Source organism: Corynebacterium sp. AOP40-9SA-29 (assembly GCF_052377405.1).
In the GTDB taxonomy this organism is placed as follows: Bacteria; Actinomycetota; Actinomycetes; order Mycobacteriales; family Mycobacteriaceae; genus Corynebacterium.
The window spans coordinates 101858-116285 of record NZ_JBQSWR010000009.1 but is presented as its reverse complement, the minus strand read 5'-3'; the positions used below and the strand labels follow the sequence as shown (position 1 = coordinate 116285).

General features: G+C 61.8%; 15 protein-coding genes, 1 other RNA gene and 1 pseudogene. 4 read left to right on the top strand and 13 right to left on the bottom strand.

Annotated features, from left to right (window positions below; genetic code table 11):
* Together ACT3SZ_RS14445 and ACT3SZ_RS14440 are read right to left on the bottom strand one after the other, a co-directional pair.
* Positions 1-261, bottom strand: a pseudogene (locus ACT3SZ_RS14445) (cutinase family protein); the annotation flags it as partial.
* Positions 262-465: 204 nt separating this feature from the next.
* Positions 466-864 (bottom strand): hypothetical protein, encoded by a 399-nt coding sequence (locus ACT3SZ_RS14440; protein ID WP_444619755.1) that lies wholly within the window; start codon positions 862-864, stop codon positions 466-468.
* Between the two features lie 722 nt (positions 865-1586).
* On the opposite strand from ACT3SZ_RS14440, the gene ACT3SZ_RS14435 reads away from it, so the two are divergent.
* Positions 1587-1871, top strand: a complete 285-nt coding sequence (locus tag ACT3SZ_RS14435; protein WP_444619754.1) for a hypothetical protein — start codon at positions 1587-1589, stop codon at positions 1869-1871.
* Between the two features lie 1007 nt (positions 1872-2878).
* On the top strand, positions 2879-3352 hold the full coding sequence (locus tag ACT3SZ_RS14430) for a BRO family protein (RefSeq protein ID WP_444619752.1): 474 nt from the start codon (positions 2879-2881) through the stop codon (positions 3350-3352).
* Positions 3353-3606: 254 nt separating this feature from the next.
* On the opposite strand, the gene ACT3SZ_RS14425 is transcribed toward ACT3SZ_RS14430, so the two are convergent.
* On the bottom strand, positions 3607-3774 hold the full coding sequence (locus tag ACT3SZ_RS14425) for a hypothetical protein (RefSeq protein WP_444619750.1): 168 nt from the start codon (positions 3772-3774) through the stop codon (positions 3607-3609).
* Between the two features lie 63 nt (positions 3775-3837).
* Between ACT3SZ_RS14425 and ACT3SZ_RS14420 the strand changes: the two genes are divergently transcribed.
* Positions 3838-4344 (top strand): hypothetical protein, encoded by a 507-nt coding sequence (locus ACT3SZ_RS14420; protein ID WP_444619749.1) that lies wholly within the window; start codon positions 3838-3840, stop codon positions 4342-4344.
* Between the two features lie 397 nt (positions 4345-4741).
* Here the strand turns inward: ACT3SZ_RS14420 and ACT3SZ_RS14415 are convergent, their stop codons facing one another.
* The 10 genes from ACT3SZ_RS14415 to ftsE form a co-directional block, all read right to left on the bottom strand.
* On the bottom strand, positions 4742-5182 hold the full coding sequence (locus ACT3SZ_RS14415) for a hypothetical protein (RefSeq protein WP_444619748.1): 441 nt from the start codon (positions 5180-5182) through the stop codon (positions 4742-4744).
* A gap of 145 nt (positions 5183-5327) precedes the next feature.
* The gene (locus ACT3SZ_RS14410; RefSeq protein WP_444619747.1) at positions 5328-5663 is read right to left on the bottom strand and encodes a hypothetical protein; all 336 of its coding nucleotides are present in this window, start codon (positions 5661-5663) and stop codon (positions 5328-5330) included.
* A gap of 903 nt (positions 5664-6566) precedes the next feature.
* Entirely contained in the window at positions 6567-7514 is a 948-nt protein-coding gene (locus tag ACT3SZ_RS14405; RefSeq protein ID WP_444619746.1) for a hypothetical protein, read from the bottom strand.
* 46 nt (positions 7515-7560) lie between these two features.
* Positions 7561-7770, bottom strand: coding sequence for a hypothetical protein (locus ACT3SZ_RS14400; RefSeq protein ID WP_444619745.1), 210 nt, complete (start codon positions 7768-7770; stop codon positions 7561-7563).
* Between the two features lies 1 nt (position 7771).
* Positions 7772-8035 (bottom strand): helix-turn-helix domain-containing protein, encoded by a 264-nt coding sequence (locus ACT3SZ_RS14395; RefSeq protein WP_444619743.1) that lies wholly within the window; start codon positions 8033-8035, stop codon positions 7772-7774.
* A gap of 281 nt (positions 8036-8316) precedes the next feature.
* Complete coding sequence (locus tag ACT3SZ_RS14390) at positions 8317-9645, bottom strand: hypothetical protein (protein ID WP_444619741.1); 1329 nt, start codon at positions 9643-9645, stop codon at positions 8317-8319.
* A gap of 174 nt (positions 9646-9819) precedes the next feature.
* Positions 9820-10197, bottom strand: a transfer-messenger RNA (tmRNA) gene (gene ssrA, locus ACT3SZ_RS14385).
* Between the two features lie 99 nt (positions 10198-10296).
* Positions 10297-10857 (bottom strand): SsrA-binding protein SmpB, encoded by a 561-nt coding sequence (smpB, locus tag ACT3SZ_RS14380; RefSeq protein WP_301442797.1) that lies wholly within the window; start codon positions 10855-10857, stop codon positions 10297-10299.
* Between the two features lie 21 nt (positions 10858-10878).
* Positions 10879-11781, bottom strand: coding sequence for a permease-like cell division protein FtsX (gene ftsX / locus ACT3SZ_RS14375; protein ID WP_444619739.1), 903 nt, complete (start codon positions 11779-11781; stop codon positions 10879-10881).
* Between the two features lie 14 nt (positions 11782-11795).
* Entirely contained in the window at positions 11796-12485 is a 690-nt protein-coding gene (gene ftsE, locus ACT3SZ_RS14370; RefSeq protein WP_444619737.1) for a cell division ATP-binding protein FtsE, read from the bottom strand.
* A 113-nt stretch (positions 12486-12598) separates the two neighbouring features.
* Between ftsE and ACT3SZ_RS14365 the strand changes: the two genes are divergently transcribed.
* Entirely contained in the window at positions 12599-14227 is a 1629-nt protein-coding gene (locus tag ACT3SZ_RS14365; RefSeq protein ID WP_444619735.1) for an AbgT family transporter, read from the top strand.
* Positions 14228-14428 lie beyond the last annotated feature (201 nt).

Below are 14428 nucleotides of genomic sequence, written 5' to 3'. Positions count from 1 at the left end.
CATCGCGCCCAGGTCCGAGGTGTAGGCCCCGACCGGCAGGTTCTCCGGCATCACGGTGGAGGACTGCCCACCGCCGGGCACGATCACCACGATGTTCGGCTCGCACCTCGGGATCGCCGGGGTGGCGACGATGCCGGTGGAGAAGCCCACGGCCGAAGCCATCGGCGCTCCGACGACGGCGACCGCCACGGTGGCTGCGGCAGCAGCGAGCATCGAACGAAGAGCGGGACGGTTGCGGCGGTGACTGGCGGACAGACGCACGTGGACTCCTGAGACATGGACGACGGAGGTGGAGAGCTAAAACAATCACCTGTGATGAAACGACTCGGAAGATTATAAGCATACTTTGCACCCCGAGTCACCGTGGCGGGTGCCGAGGCTGCTTCCGTGGTGGTCACAGTGATGGTCGCCGAGGCAGCCACCGAGGCCCCCAGGCGTGCTGTACCTGCCCGTTCCGTACTCGACCTAGCGCAATGCCCTGACTTCTTCTTTGAGTTGCCAGATTGTCGAGCCGATGTGGGTGAGCAGATAGAGCGGGAGCATCGACAGGCCGCCACCGACGGCACCCACGACAGCGAACACGAGGCTCTCCCCTCCATCGGCGGACATGCCTCCAATAAACGCACCACCAATGACTGCTAGCACCAACAAGACATGCCACGCGCTGAACCATTTTCCGAAGGGGTTGGGCGGCCCGGGAGTCTCTTCGGTCCACTCTGGCATCTCAGGGACGTACCGTTCCTGCTCTTGCTTCGCGGCCTGCGGCGGGTACTGGTCGACCTCCACAGCATCGCCGACCTCCCCGCTTCGAATCTGATCAGGGTAGACGATCTCACCAGACGAACGGCTGATGTACTTCGGCATGGACACTCCAAGGCAGCTAGTTCAAATGAAACCCAAGACTAACCCGCCCCGTAGCCCAAACAAACTCTAGGCATATACTTCTGAAGTTCACACGCACAGACTTACAAAGGACGTTCCCATCTCTACCCCGCAAGAGCCGAAAGACGCGCCCGCCCCGGGCCCAGAAGGACCTTGGCCTCACGCTCAACAGCCCCATCTTCAGCCTTTCGCCGATGTACCGCCTCACCTACGAGCAGAGGCCTCACGGCAGCCCTACCCTAGGCAGGCAGCACCCGCCGGTCGCCCGGGACACCACGCGCTGCCACTGCTGGCAGCGTTCTTCATCCTCATGCTCGCGTTGTGCGCGCTGGGCTTCTTCATCTCACTCATCGCCCTCGCAACGCTGTCCCCCACGTCGAGCAGCTACGGCGCAGGTCTGATGTCACGGACCACACTGCTCATCGGCACCGGGCTAGGTGCAATCACCAGCGGTATCGGGTGGGCCGTAGTTATCCTCATTGAGCGGCTGACGGGGCGAATTTAACCGTCCCCCAAGAAGCAGACGACAAAGAGAAGACCCCCTGACCAGTAAGTCAGGGGGTCTGTCGGTGGAGCCGCCGGGAATCCACCACCTCGGACCACTAACTAGCAGATCACAGCACATATCCGACGATCACACCAACAGCCCTGTTGGGATGTAGTTGGGTATCGACCGAATAACCCCCTCTAGTTAGGAGACCCTAATGTCACACAACATCCTGCCGCTCAGCGACGGATACCGCCCGATGATTCACGCCGCCATCATGGACAGCGACACACCGGAGAGCAACGCCCGGACGGTCGACGTCGTACTCGATGAGATACATGCTCTCATGGAACAGGCCACCACGGTCTACGAGATGGATCACAACACCAGCGACATAGACCAGGCGGCGATCTACGCCGATGCCGCCAGCCACGCACGCGACCTCATGGACGCACTGCAGGCACTCGCTGACGCACCGCACACCACCGGCACCACCGCGTAGGCGGACCCGCCGCACCGTCACTGGGGCACCTGGTCACCGCGACCAGGTGCCCTTTTGTCGTGCCTGCACCCGTCGCCGTGCCTGCCGTGCCTGCCGTCGCTGCCGTCGCTGCCATGGCACGCTCGCTCGCCATCGGTCGGTGCGGGCACGCGCATACAGCGCCCTACAGGGCACGGAGTACCTCGGACGTCCCACCGTCGCCGTCGACGCTTCAGACCGCCGCACAGGTGCCGTGGCGGGGATATTCCCCCTGGTCGTACTCCACACCCCCGAACAATGCACTCCCCCGAACAACGAGAATGAACAGCGCATGACCAGCCATCCCATGCCACCATCTCCAGTCACCTCCCAGCCCCACGGACACGCTGACGCACCGGGACGACAGACCAGGCCCCTACGCTCCCCTACAGCGCTCTACGTGCTGTACAGCCACGGAACAACGCTAGGCACCCCAACACTGCGCACGCCACACTCAGCGCCAGAGACAGCCACACAGCGCACCCGCTGCCACCCGGTACACCGCCGAACACGGAGACAGACACGCGCAACCGGATACCCCACCCCCTTAGAGCCACCGCACCCTGCAGGTAAAGCACCGGCGTCACGACATATCGCCGTGACCAGCCACGTTACCGACGCTAGTCAGGTTCCCCCTGACCTCCGGCACCGTCAACGCCACCAGCAAAACACACCTGACCAGCAACAACCCAAAGGGGAGGGGGGCACCCCGAGACGCCACGCGCCGCCAGGGCAGGGTCAATGCGCCCAGGACCGCGTACGGGTTGAGAACGTTTACAGTACGATCGTACTGTTTTCAGAGCGGGCGAAGGCTTCTGCCGAAGCGCAGAACATGGACGTGACCAGTATTTTCATGGTCAACCATGAAATTTCCGGAAAGCGTGGACCTAAGCGTGAGGACGTTCGGCTCACTAGGTTCGCCGCGAAACACACCTGACCAGCCTTTTCTCCCACGCGGGAGAACCCCGTCGCAGGACGGGCCGCGCACGGTGTCGCCGTTCGACGGCATCCGTCAGGTCGACGAGGACGGCGCGGAGTTCTGGTCGGCGCGAGACCTCATGCCGCTGCTGGGGTATAGCGCTTGGCGGAACCTTGCCGTCCCGATGAACCGGGCGATGGCTACCGCCGTTAACCAGGGACATGACAAGGCCAGGCACTTTGCGGGATCGCGCAAAGTATCTGTGAGTGGACCACCTCAGGAGGATGTCCTACTCACACGCTTCGCCGCCTACCTGGTCGCGATGAACGGCGATCCTAACAAGGCTGAGGTTGCCGCCGCGCAGTCATACTTCGCGGTCAACACCTACGAGAACGAGCAGCGCAAGGCCGAACCGCAGTTCGAGATCCCCGCGACCTACGCCGCCGCGCTACGGGCCGCTGCAGACGCGACAGACCGCGCCGAGATCGCCGAGCGTCAGGTCGGCGCAGGACCGAGGACATGGGCGCTCCCCCGGTGGCGTTAGAGCGCCCGGAGAATCGCGCTTGCAAGCCGTGCTGCCTGGTCGGGTACCAGCCTGAGCGTCCGGTTTCCGTCGGTGATCGTCACTGTCCGATTGCCGTTCTCAGCGGTCAGCAGGTGCGCGTGCACGATGGCTGACGTACCCGTTCCCGCGCTCGCGGTCGCTGTTGTTCTGCTCGCTCGCACGGTGGTGATTCGGTAGGTGTTCAAGGTGTTCCTTTAGATGTTGCAATGAGGGAATATCCCTCTACGCTGCGGTTACAGTTGAATGTAGGCGGGTACTAGGGGCGTCGAGTCGCGGTATTCCGCGCCGGTTGTGTCGCCGTACATCGTCGCGGCGAGTACCTGGCGTTGACGTCCCCTGAGCATGTCTATAAAGGCGTCTCCCCCGGTATCCCAAGGGGTGGTGGCGTGGTGGTCGGTCATTGGTCTACTCCTAGAGTTGGACTAGTTGAAGCATCTAGTAAGCGTTCTGTAAGGTCATGTGCCATGACGATTAAGAGGATGAGTGCGGCGATTGCCGCAATGATGATTAGCGCTACGACTCTGACGGGATGCGCAGAGGAAGCGGAGAGCGATAGTCCATACGGGATTAGCGAGATGATTCAGGTAGATAACTACGCATATCAAGTTCACCTGTCTCTCTGCTCGCCTTCGAGCATGGCGGTGAGGGTCATAACCAGGGAGTACGAAGACCAAGAGGCATACGATAACGATGCCCCCGTAGAAACGATCTACGACAACGAGCGCGGGCAATCGTATTCACTAGGCAGGGCAGGCGACCTGACGATGCGGTCCAGGGAAATTAAGCAAACAACAGACCAGCCTATTTTCAGCATGGTTGAACTTTTCCCCGTCGAAGGTAATTCGCTTAAATGCCGTGCGGAAGTGCAAGGACTGAACTACGACGGTTATGTGGATGACGTCTACTGGGAGGGGGAGATAAGCGAAAACGCAAGATTCACTATCACTCTCCCGCCGTACGAATGGGACTGAATCTCCTTACGAGATCAGAACGACGGTGCCGTTTCCGCCTGCCACCCACCAACGGTGACCAATATAGGGGCGGAGCGGAGGGCTCACCTTGACCGTTTGACGCTTGGTATCGGTTGTGGCTTTCGCGGTATCGTCACGGCCCGTAGCAATCGCCCTATATATGAAGTGTCATCACTTCACAATGCAAAACATCTATTCGTGCAGGTCAGGACACTTTAGTCCGAATTGTACTAGACACTTTCGCGGCTACCTTAAAGTTTCCAACTATAGGGGAATCGGCCCCGGAAATAGCCCACCATCAGCGAATATTCAGCGCATCGGCCAGAATCGAACCTGAGAGCCTCCAATACTACGGCCCTAGAGCGTCGAATGTGAGCGAAAGTGTCTCGCTCCGTGACTAAATGGCGACACCCTGCAACCATGCCCGCCCGGCGAGCGACTCAGCACGCCACTGCTTCCAATCGTCGTATTCACCGATACCCGGAACAGTCAGGGTGACGATCGACGGCTTATGGTCACGCCGCCGCACAATCAACAGCCCGGCCCGCTTCAGGGCCCCCATGCGACGCTTTACTGTTTCCAAACTACAACCGGCATCCTCCGCGAGTTTCTCATATCCAGCCCAGTAGCGCCCGGCGGATGAAAGCAACTCCCCGCCAATAATGAGCGCGACACCTCCGCAGTGAGCCATCGGGGTGCAACCCTCAGCGAGTGCCGCCACGACTGCATCGCCCTCCAGCCCTGCTGAATCCAGCATTGAACGCCAATCTTCGGCGAACTCCGGATACAGTGACGGGGACGATCGGTCTATCGTCGTTTTTAGGTCCGTGAACTCCATGATTCTATCCTTACGTTGCTTATTGGTGCCTGTCTACAAAACACCCCGCTGAGACGCCTGCTGAGCGCCTTTCGCGGGGTGCTACGACTGAGTGCCCGGAGAACTGCTGAAAGTCCGCCACAGGGCCACTCAGGGCCGATACCGCCTAAATGCCGGTATCAAGTTCGATACGAGTTCCGCCATACATATCCCGATCGGGGTAGAGGTGAACAATTCCGGAACGGGTCGCAATTCCGACCAAGTCGCGGCAACGCTCCACACTCACGCCCGCGTAATACGCCGCCGCGTCCTCACTGAAAAACCATTGGCAGAACCGACCAAGGAACGTCCCCCCGCGAACCACCTTAACAATTCCGTCGGCGTCGCTTGACGGAATGTCCAATCGCCGCACCGACTGTTCCCACATTCTGAACACGGCGTTCATGTCCAATTCCGCCCTGTTCCAATCGGGCATCTTTGTCACCTGCGCCCCGGCGATCATTCTATCCTCATATCGTCGAGCACGGCTAAGCATGGACCGTCACCTCCAGAAGTTCGGCGATCTGCGCTCTCAGGTCCGTAACTTCGGCTCTCATTGACGCTACTGCGTCGACCGCTTCCGCCGGACTCATGCAGTCACCGCTTTCGAGCCGTTGAGAATCTGGAAACGCAACGTCCCTACCAGACTCCCGAGGATCTTTGCGTAGGCCTCATCGGTAGCATCCTGCACTTCAGCGGGGTAGTCAGCGCTTCCCTCACGTCGCTTCCCGGAAACTTTAGAGCGGCCCCTGTTACATGCAAGGCATGACCTCCAGCCCCGCTTCAGGGAACTAGGAACGAGATTACATGGCACGTAGAGGTGCCCGCGACTACAGCAATTGTCTGCATTGCCCGCGTCCCTCATCCTGTCCTGAACGTTGCGCGAGAAGTCACCCGGATAGAGATTCCAGACAGCGACATTGTCACGGTCATTTGTCCGATGTAGGGCCATCTCTCCGTGGTCGAGACAACCGGGAAACCATGCCGCCAGAACGAGACGCTGAAGCCGCCAACTCCGACCGGAGAATGCGACATACGGGTAGCCGTGTTGATGGTAGATGCTCAGCGATCGTTCTGACCTAGCGTTCCAGACTTCTGAACCGTCGATGAGAATATGAATATGCGGGAATCCTGGTACGGATCGGTACCCTGCGCCCTGAATCCAATAGGGCGATTCAGTGTCGTCTGCAGTGACTTCACCTGATAATTCGTGTATGATTGACATACGTACTACAACATCCTTTGAGTGTGTTGACTGTTATTTACCCGGCCCGCAGAGTTCCTTTCCACGGGCCGGTTCTGTCTCTCTGGTGTTGTTATTGTTGTTGTTCACAGCACCTGTTCACTGTCGGCGCTGTGCGGCTCTCTAAGCCACGTTTTCGGCGTCTACGAACTCATGCTTACCTGCGGTGTCGAATGCCCGCATTCGGCGTGTGAGTTCGTCCCACGAGGTTGCCACGTCCAGCGTCAAGCCGAACTGCTCCTCCAAGTCACCCACGGCAAGCGCCGAGACTGCAGCATCACCCGGCGCGACGTCGCGGTACTTGTTGGGCCTGACGGAGAAACTGCCGTCGTGCTGGCTCACATTCCGTGCGCCCTCTGCATCCTGATCTCGGATGATGTCACGCCAGACCTGCACCGATTCGTGCGCCGCCTGGTCGGCAGCACTGTAATCAGCCTGTTTGCGCTTCGGTGCGCCGTTGAACCGCTCCAGAACGATCGTGCGCAGGGGGCGCAGGTCGCCGGGGTTGAACCACAGTGCGGCCCATGCCGTTGCATCCGTTGGGTCGAGTGCGACGTCGAGGGACAGCAATGCGTTCATTGCTGCGCGATAGCGGGTGTAGTCACGGCCCGGCGTGCTTGGATCGTAGACATTGACCGCTGCGAGTTCGGCTACGGCATCACTGAGTTCCGTGAGTATGCCGTCAACGTCGGCGGTTGCCATGACGTGGGCGAAAGCCTCCGGCCCGGTGAGGTTGCCGACGGCGTGCCGGTCGAGGTCTGTCGCCATGCGGTTCAACTGTCCGGCGACGTTGCCCTGTGCTAGGGCGGTGGCGTGTGCTGAAAGTCGCTGCCCCCATGTGTTCGGGGCGGTGTTCATGATCCAATCAGCGGTGAATGGTTCGGGCTTCTGTTCGCGCTTGCTGTCGAGGAATCGCCGCCATTCCTGAACTTTCGCGGTGGCCTGTCGGTACTCCGGCGGTAGGAGGGTGTCGAGGTCGAGGTTCAGTGCGTCGGCGGCTCGCTGATAGCGCTGCGGCGCGGCTGTGCTGGCGCGGGGGCGGGTGTACTGACCGTGGTAGCCAATGAGCATGTGTTGTCCTGTCGTGTGGTGGGGGATGGTATTGGTCGTGACGGGGTTAGATTCGCCAGTGGGCCGGGTAGGCGTCCGGCTCAGGTGCTGGAGTCTTGGCAAGGTCGGTGCCGTCGTCGTTGAGCAACGGATCGGCCCTGAGGGCTTCAGCCATGCTGTACGGATCTCTGGTGCCGTCGAGCGGGTTGGTCGCTCCGGCTCTCCATGCCGCCGGGTATGCGGTGGCTGCAACGTCGGCGTAGGTCTGGGTGTTCATCTCATACCAGCCCTGCTGCGTAGGTTCCGGCGGAGGGGATCGGTCGGAGAGCCTGTTCTAAGTCCTGCAAGTGGATTCGGACTGAGCGCCGCCCGAAACGTCGAGCGATGAGGTCTCCGCTCTCGATCATTCGGTCAACCGTGGCGATAGAGACGCCTACGGCTTCGGCGGCTTCGGCTTTCGTCAGGGCGATCTTTGCTACCGGTTCGATCGGCACATATTCGCTGAGCACGGGTGCAGGCGCGTTGGGTTCACGCTGGATCAAGGGTTACTCCTAGTCTAGGAATGCGGAAGTGGCACGTTGACCGGTGGTCAACGTGCGCCAATCAGGAATGTCCGAGGATCAGGTGTCCCCCGCCTGCATCGGACTTGACCCCCTAAAGTTAACATGCTACATCACCCCCGGTCAAGGGGTTAATAGCGTTTACTTTTGTCAGGACTTGACATTCTAGTCAGAATAGTACTAGGAGCTCTGGCGCGATCTGCTCCAGACACGCAAAACGGCCCTGGTGAACTCTGTAGTTCCACCAGGGCCGTTAGCCTTGCTTACTCCCCCGCCGCACCTTTCAGCCGCTCTCCGACCGCCTGTAGCCCCGTCGCTAGGTGTTCATCTGTGTGGCGCAGATAGTGCTCTCGCAGAACGTCAGGGTTGCGGTCCCCAATGAACGCACCGGCGGCAACCTCCGACGTGCCAGACTCCAGTAACTCCGTGGCGATGAACCTCCTACCGTCATGCTTCCGGATCGAAACGAATCGCTCCTCCAGCGCCTTAGCCTGCTCCTCCGACAGCCCACGCTGCTTAGCGATCTCAGCGGCGGCTTTCTTTGCCGCCCGTTTGAGCACGCTGTTCCAACTGGAGTCGAGCGGACGTTCGCCCGTACGTGTGACAGCGACCAGCCCCTCAGCACCGGCACCCGCGTAGGTGCTCATGTGCTCCTCCAGCATGTCGACAAACTCAGCGAACACCGGCACCGCCCGGTAGGAGGTGTCAGTTTTCAGGCCTTTCTCTACCATCTGGTGCCTGCCATCCCGTTTGAGTTTCACAGCCGCCCGAACCCGCTTCCGGTCGCGCAGGTCTACGACGTACGACACCGTGCCCTCATCGTCCACAGAGCGCTTCACCTGCCACCGTCGTAGCCCCAGTACCTCCTGAGTCCGCATACCGTGAAACAAGGCGAGCGCAGTAGGGAACCGATAGTACTTCGGGACGTGGTGCAGAATCGCCTGCAGCTCCTCCCGTGTCGGACGATCCACCCGCGCCGGTGCATCTCCCACCCTGACCGACGGAATGGGGAGATCACCAACCGGGTTCGCGGGAATCAGTTCTTCACTGACGGCCCATTTGAACGCTGCCGAAACGTGCTTACGCGCAGCAAGATTCGTCGGACGTGTCTTGGGGAACTGTGACCACACACCGGCCCACCAGTTGCGGACATCCTGCCCCGTGACCTTAGACAGCGGCAGTGACCGGAACACTCCAGCGTCGCCGTCGATCTCTAGCAGTCGGCTGTTCACCTGTTGCTGATTGGTCTGACGGGTAGTCTCCTCCCACCAGCCCCGCGACTTATACGCAATCCATTTGCCGAGCATGTCCCCCACGGTCACACTGTCCCGCTCTCGCTGAGCCTGAGCCGCCGCACGCCGAGCGGTCGGTGCCAGCCACTCATGTTCGGTCCCGGCAGCGACGTGCTTCTCCCACAGTTCACGCTCTGTGTCGAGCCACCGTGCCGCCAGTTCGTAGGACGTGAAGCCGACACCGGGGCTGAAGCGCTCCGCTACACCCGGCAGGCTGTACCGGGGGTAGAACTTCTTGCCTTGCTTTGTCAGGCGCTCCTGAATCTCTCCGAACGTCCGCTTGTTCCGTGGCCTTGCCATGATCTCCTGCTCTCTTCCCAACGGATTTTCACCGCCCAACGACTGTTGGGATCGGAGTTGGGAACGTGTGCCGTTACCTGGGGTACTTGTGCGGAACAGTGCATCATGTAGACTCTGCCGTGACCTGCACAAAGAAAGAATCCCGCTGGTCGTAATGACCAACGGGATTCATACTAGTGGAGCCGCCGGGAATTGAACCCGGGTCCTTCGCGACCTCGCCAGGGCTTCTCCGTGCGCAGTCCGCGGCTACCTCTGCTCGGCTCTCCGGGTCATGCGGACGTGCCCGGATGATGAGCCCAGTCGCTCTGAAATGTCCGCCACCCGCCCGAACGACAGGGCGGTAGCGTGAAGTCCCTTAGCTGATGCCAGTGACCGGGTCAGGGACCTACCCGGGCTGACAGACACGCGGTCGCTGATTAGGCAGCGAGGGCGTAGTCGCGCTGAGTGTTCTTCTCGGCGCCTATAGGTTGCTGCGACGCTCACGGTGGTCTCCAGCCTGCACCGGCACGCTTCCCCTGGCTCAATGCACGAAGTCGAAACCTGATCGACCCCTTGGTGTACATTCCCTGTCGTCGGAAAGCTCGGCGACGGCAGGAAGATCCATTCTAGTTCGCGCCGCGCACCGCCGTCAACCTCGGGTGTTGCCCCAGGTCAACCCTTGATGCCCTTGATCCGACGCCCCAGCTCGCGGGTCGCCTCGCGCTCCTCGGTGCGTCGTTTGATGTCCTGGCGCTTGTCGTAGTCCTGCTTACCGGTGGCCAGCGCAAGCTCCACCTTGAGGCGTCCGGAAACGAAGTAGAGCTGCAGCGGAACCAGGGTGTTGTTGCCGTCGCGGACCTTGCCCATGAGGGTATCGATCTCATTGCGGTGCAGCAGCAGTTTGCGGACGCGACGCGGCGCGTGGTTCGTCCACGTCCCCTGCGCGTACTCGGGGATGTGCAGGTTGCGCAGCCACACCTCGCCGTCGTCGACGGTGGCGAAGGCGTCCACCAGGGACGCCTTGCCTTCGCGCAGCGCCTTGACCTCGGTGCCGACCAGGGCCACGCCGGCCTCGACGGTCTCCAGGATGCGGTAGTTGTGGCGGGCCTTGCGGTTGGTGGCGACGACGAGCGGACCGCCGTTCTTCGTGCCGGCCTTCCCGGCCTTGCCCGACTTGGCAGCCTTGTCGCCCTTTTTCCGTCCGGAATCCACCGGTGTGCTCTTCTTCGCCATAGCCCGAGGAAGTCTACCCGCTTACTTCTTTACGTACCAGCGCAGTGTGACCTGCGCAGTCACCCCGGCGACCAGGGCACCGGCGATGATGACGAATGGCGAGACCAGCCAGATGTCCGAGGCGGAGATCCGCGCTATCAGGTTGGCGTCGTAGAGGGACCCGAGCGCCTGGTCCAGCAGGAAGCGCTTGCCCAGCAGCAGCGCGCCGACCGAGAGCAGCGAGCCGATGATCGAGGCGAGCATGGCTTCGAGGATGAACGGCGCCTGGGTGTACCAGCGCGTCGCGCCGACCATGCGCATGATGCTGGTCTCGTGGCGCCTAGAGTATGCCGCGAGCTGCACCATGTTCATGATGAGGAAGATCGCGGCGACGGCCTGCACAGCGGCCAGCACGAAGCTGGCGTTGCGCACGGCGTCGAGGTTCTGCGTCGCACCACGCAGGTCGTCCTGCTGGTCGACGATGGTGGCCACGCCGGGCTTCTCGGCGATCTCGTCGATCGGCGTGGTGTCCAACGGGTCAGCGAGGCGCACATGCAGCGCCGCGGGGAAGGCGTCCTGCGAGGTCTGCTCCACGAGGACGGGATCGGACTGGCCGAAGAGCTCAACGAAGCGCTGGTAGCTCTGCTCCTTGTTGCGGTAGGTCACCGACTCGACGTCGTCGTCGGACTCCAGGGTGTCGCGGATATCAGCGCAGACCTCGCTGGAGCAGTCGAGGTCGGTGGTGGAGATCTCATCGTCGAGCTGCACCATCACCTCGATGCGATCGAGGTAGAGCTCCTTGGTATCGGAGGTCATGTTGGTGATCAGCACGCCGGTGGCGAGCAGTGCCAGGGAGATGGCGGTGGTGATGATCATCGCGACGGTCATCGTCACGTTGCGGGTCAGCCCGGAGAAGGCTTCCTTGAGGACGAAACGGATCTTCATGTGTTCCCTCTTCCCTAGCGTCCGACGGCGTAGATGCCGTGTGCGTCGTCGCGCACGAGTTTTCCGTTGGACAGTTCCAGGACGCGACGGCGCATCGAGTCGACGGCGACGTCGTCGTGCGTGCTCATCACCACGGTCGTGCCGCCCCGGTTGATGCGGTTGAGCAGTGCCATGATCTCGGCGGACGTGTCCGGGTCGAGGTTGCCGGTCGGCTCGTCGGCGAGCAGGACGAGAGGACGGTTCGCGGTGGCGCGGGCGATGGCCACGCGCTGCTGCTCGCCGCCGGAGAGCTCATCGGGCATGCGCTGCCCCTTGCCCGCCAGGCCGACCATGTCGAGCGCCTCGGGGACGGCCTTCTCGATGGCGTCCTTGCGTCGCCCGGTGACCTCGAGGGCGAAGGCGACGTTGTCGTGGACGTTCTTATTGGGCAGCAGGCGGAAGTCCTGGAAGACGTAGCCGATCTTCTGACGCAGCTGCGGCGTCCTGCGCTTGCGCAGCGTGTTGACGTGAAAGTCTGCGACGTGCAGATCACCGGAGTCGACCTCCTCCTCACGGATCATGAGCTGCAGGAAGGTCGACTTGCCCGAGCCGCTAGGCCCGATGAGGAAGACGAACTCACCCTTGTCGATCTCGACCGAGACATCCTGCAACGCAGGCCGGGTGGACGTCCGGTATGTCTTGCTGACCTTGTCGAATGTGATCACGCCGCTACCGTACCCGACCACCTGGGACAAAAGAAACAGATGTGGCTGGAGTGACAACACTATTTATGTGCATGTCCTGCAGCAGATCGGCCGGATTGGTAGTCTGCTGCCCCATGACGCCTCAGGAGACTCAGACGCCGTCGGAGAAGGCCCCCGAACCAGCGGAGAAGCCACAAGACAAGAAGAAACACCACAGCAGACCCCACGGTTTCCTGGGGTGGGTGGAGTGGCTCGGCAATAAGTTGCCCAACCCCTTCTGGCTCTTCGTGATCCTCGGTGGGCTCGTGCTGGTCCTCAGTTGGCTCGGCTCGCTGGCCAACTGGTCCGCCGAGGACCCGCAGACCGGTGACCCCGTCGAGGTCACCAACCTGCTCAACACCGACGGTCTGCACCAGATCGTCACCGGCGTGGTCACCAACTACACCGACTTCCCGCCGCTCGGCGTCATCATCACCGTGATGCTCGGCGTCGCGGTCGCCGAGTACGCCGGCCTGATCAGCGCCATCGTGCGCGCCATGGTGGCCAAAACCGGCCCGAAGACGCTGACCTTCGTCGTCGCGCTCGCCGGCGTGACCGGGTCCGTCGCGTCCGACGCGGTCTACGTCATCGTCATCCCGCTCGGCGCGATGGCCTTCCACGCCATCGGACGCTCCCCCATCGTCGGCGCGATCGTCGCCTTCGTCGCGTCCTCCGGCGGCTTCAACTCCTCGCTGGTGCTCAACATCACCGACGTGCTGCTGTCCGGCCTGTCGACCTCGGCCGCGCAGATCGTGGACCCCGACTACGTGGTCAACCCGCTGTCGAACTACTACTTCGTCACCGTGTCCGCGATCCTGCTGGCCGTGATCATCACCCTGGTCACCGAGCTGTTCATGAACAAGCGCATCCACCAGCTCGTCGACCACGACCAGGTGAACTACGAAGAAGTCGCCTTCACCGATGAGGACGGCAACGAGGTCAAGGACCTCACCCTGCGCGACGTCGAGGGCCGCGGCCTGAAGATCACCGGCCTCGTCGCTCTCGTCGGTCTCGCCGTCTACTTCGCCCTGCTCTTCGTGCCCGGCTCCCCGCTGCAGGGCGAAGGTGGCGCGGTGATGGACAGCCCGCTGATCACCGACATCGCCGTGCCGATCGCCCTGGGCTTCTTCCTGCTGGGCACGGTCTACGGCGTGGTCGTCGGCTCGGTGACCAGCCCCGCCGACATCCCCGAGTTCATGGTCCGCGGCCTGAAGACCCTGCTTCCGATGATGGTGCTGTTCTTCGCCGTCTCCCAGTTCCTCGCCTGGTTCGAGTGGTCCAACCTGGGCAACTTCCTGTCCATCAAGGGCAGTGAGGTGCTGCAGACCTGGGATCTGCCGCCGGTGGTGCTCTTCGCCGGCTTCATCGTGATGGTCTGCCTGCTCAACCTCATGATCACCTCCGGCTCGGCGCAGTGGGCGCTGATGGCCCCGGTGGTGGTCCCGATGATGATGTACGTGGGCATCTCCCCTGAGGTCACCCAGATGCTCTACCGCATCGGTGACTCGACCACGAACATCATCACCCCGATGAGCCCCTACTTCGCCCTGGCCCTGTCCTTCCTGGTGCGCTACTACAAGAAGGCCGGCCTCGGCACCCTGCTGTCGATGACGATCCCCTACTCCATGGCGATGCTCGTCGGCTGGTTCCTCTTCTTCCTCGCCTGGTGGGCCCTCGGCATTCCGCTCGGCCCCGGCGCGCCGATGGAGTACCCGGCGAACTAACCGCGTCCCAAAAACGCGCCCAAGAAACACGCACGACGGTTTCTGTCCATCGCGCAGGACGAAGCGGTCACTTCGCCGTCCTGCGTCGACAGAAACCGTCGTCCGCACCACCTCCCGGGGTGGTGCCCGGACGCACCCGCGGGACGTCCTCCCCCGGCACACCTCCTCTGCTCAGCGTAGGCTCGGTGCCCCATCACCCAC

What these genes read in the sequence shown, in the direction of transcription:
- ACT3SZ_RS14415 (WP_444619748.1), bottom strand. Translation starts at nt 5,182, where the DNA reads ATGGAGTTCACGGACCTAAAAACGACGATAGACCGATCGTCCCCGTCA.
- ACT3SZ_RS14405 (WP_444619746.1), bottom strand. Translation starts at nt 7,514, where the DNA reads ATGCTCATTGGCTACCACGGTCAGTACACCCGCCCCCGCGCCAGCACA.
- ACT3SZ_RS14365 (WP_444619735.1), top strand. Translation starts at nt 12,599, where the DNA reads ATGACGCCTCAGGAGACTCAGACGCCGTCGGAGAAGGCCCCCGAACCA.
- ACT3SZ_RS14390 (WP_444619741.1), bottom strand. Translation starts at nt 9,645, where the DNA reads ATGGCAAGGCCACGGAACAAGCGGACGTTCGGAGAGATTCAGGAGCGC.
- ACT3SZ_RS14400 (WP_444619745.1), bottom strand. Translation starts at nt 7,770, where the DNA reads ATGAACACCCAGACCTACGCCGACGTTGCAGCCACCGCATACCCGGCG.
- smpB (WP_301442797.1), bottom strand. Translation starts at nt 10,857, where the DNA reads ATGGCGAAGAAGAGCACACCGGTGGATTCCGGACGGAAAAAGGGCGAC.
- ACT3SZ_RS14420 (WP_444619749.1), top strand. Translation starts at nt 3,838, where the DNA reads ATGACGATTAAGAGGATGAGTGCGGCGATTGCCGCAATGATGATTAGC.
- ACT3SZ_RS14410 (WP_444619747.1), bottom strand. Translation starts at nt 5,663, where the DNA reads ATGATCGCCGGGGCGCAGGTGACAAAGATGCCCGATTGGAACAGGGCG.
- ACT3SZ_RS14435 (WP_444619754.1), top strand. Translation starts at nt 1,587, where the DNA reads ATGTCACACAACATCCTGCCGCTCAGCGACGGATACCGCCCGATGATT.
- ACT3SZ_RS14425 (WP_444619750.1), bottom strand. Translation starts at nt 3,774, where the DNA reads ATGACCGACCACCACGCCACCACCCCTTGGGATACCGGGGGAGACGCC.
- ftsX (WP_444619739.1), bottom strand. Translation starts at nt 11,781, where the DNA reads ATGAAGATCCGTTTCGTCCTCAAGGAAGCCTTCTCCGGGCTGACCCGC.
- ACT3SZ_RS14440 (WP_444619755.1), bottom strand. Translation starts at nt 864, where the DNA reads ATGCCGAAGTACATCAGCCGTTCGTCTGGTGAGATCGTCTACCCTGAT.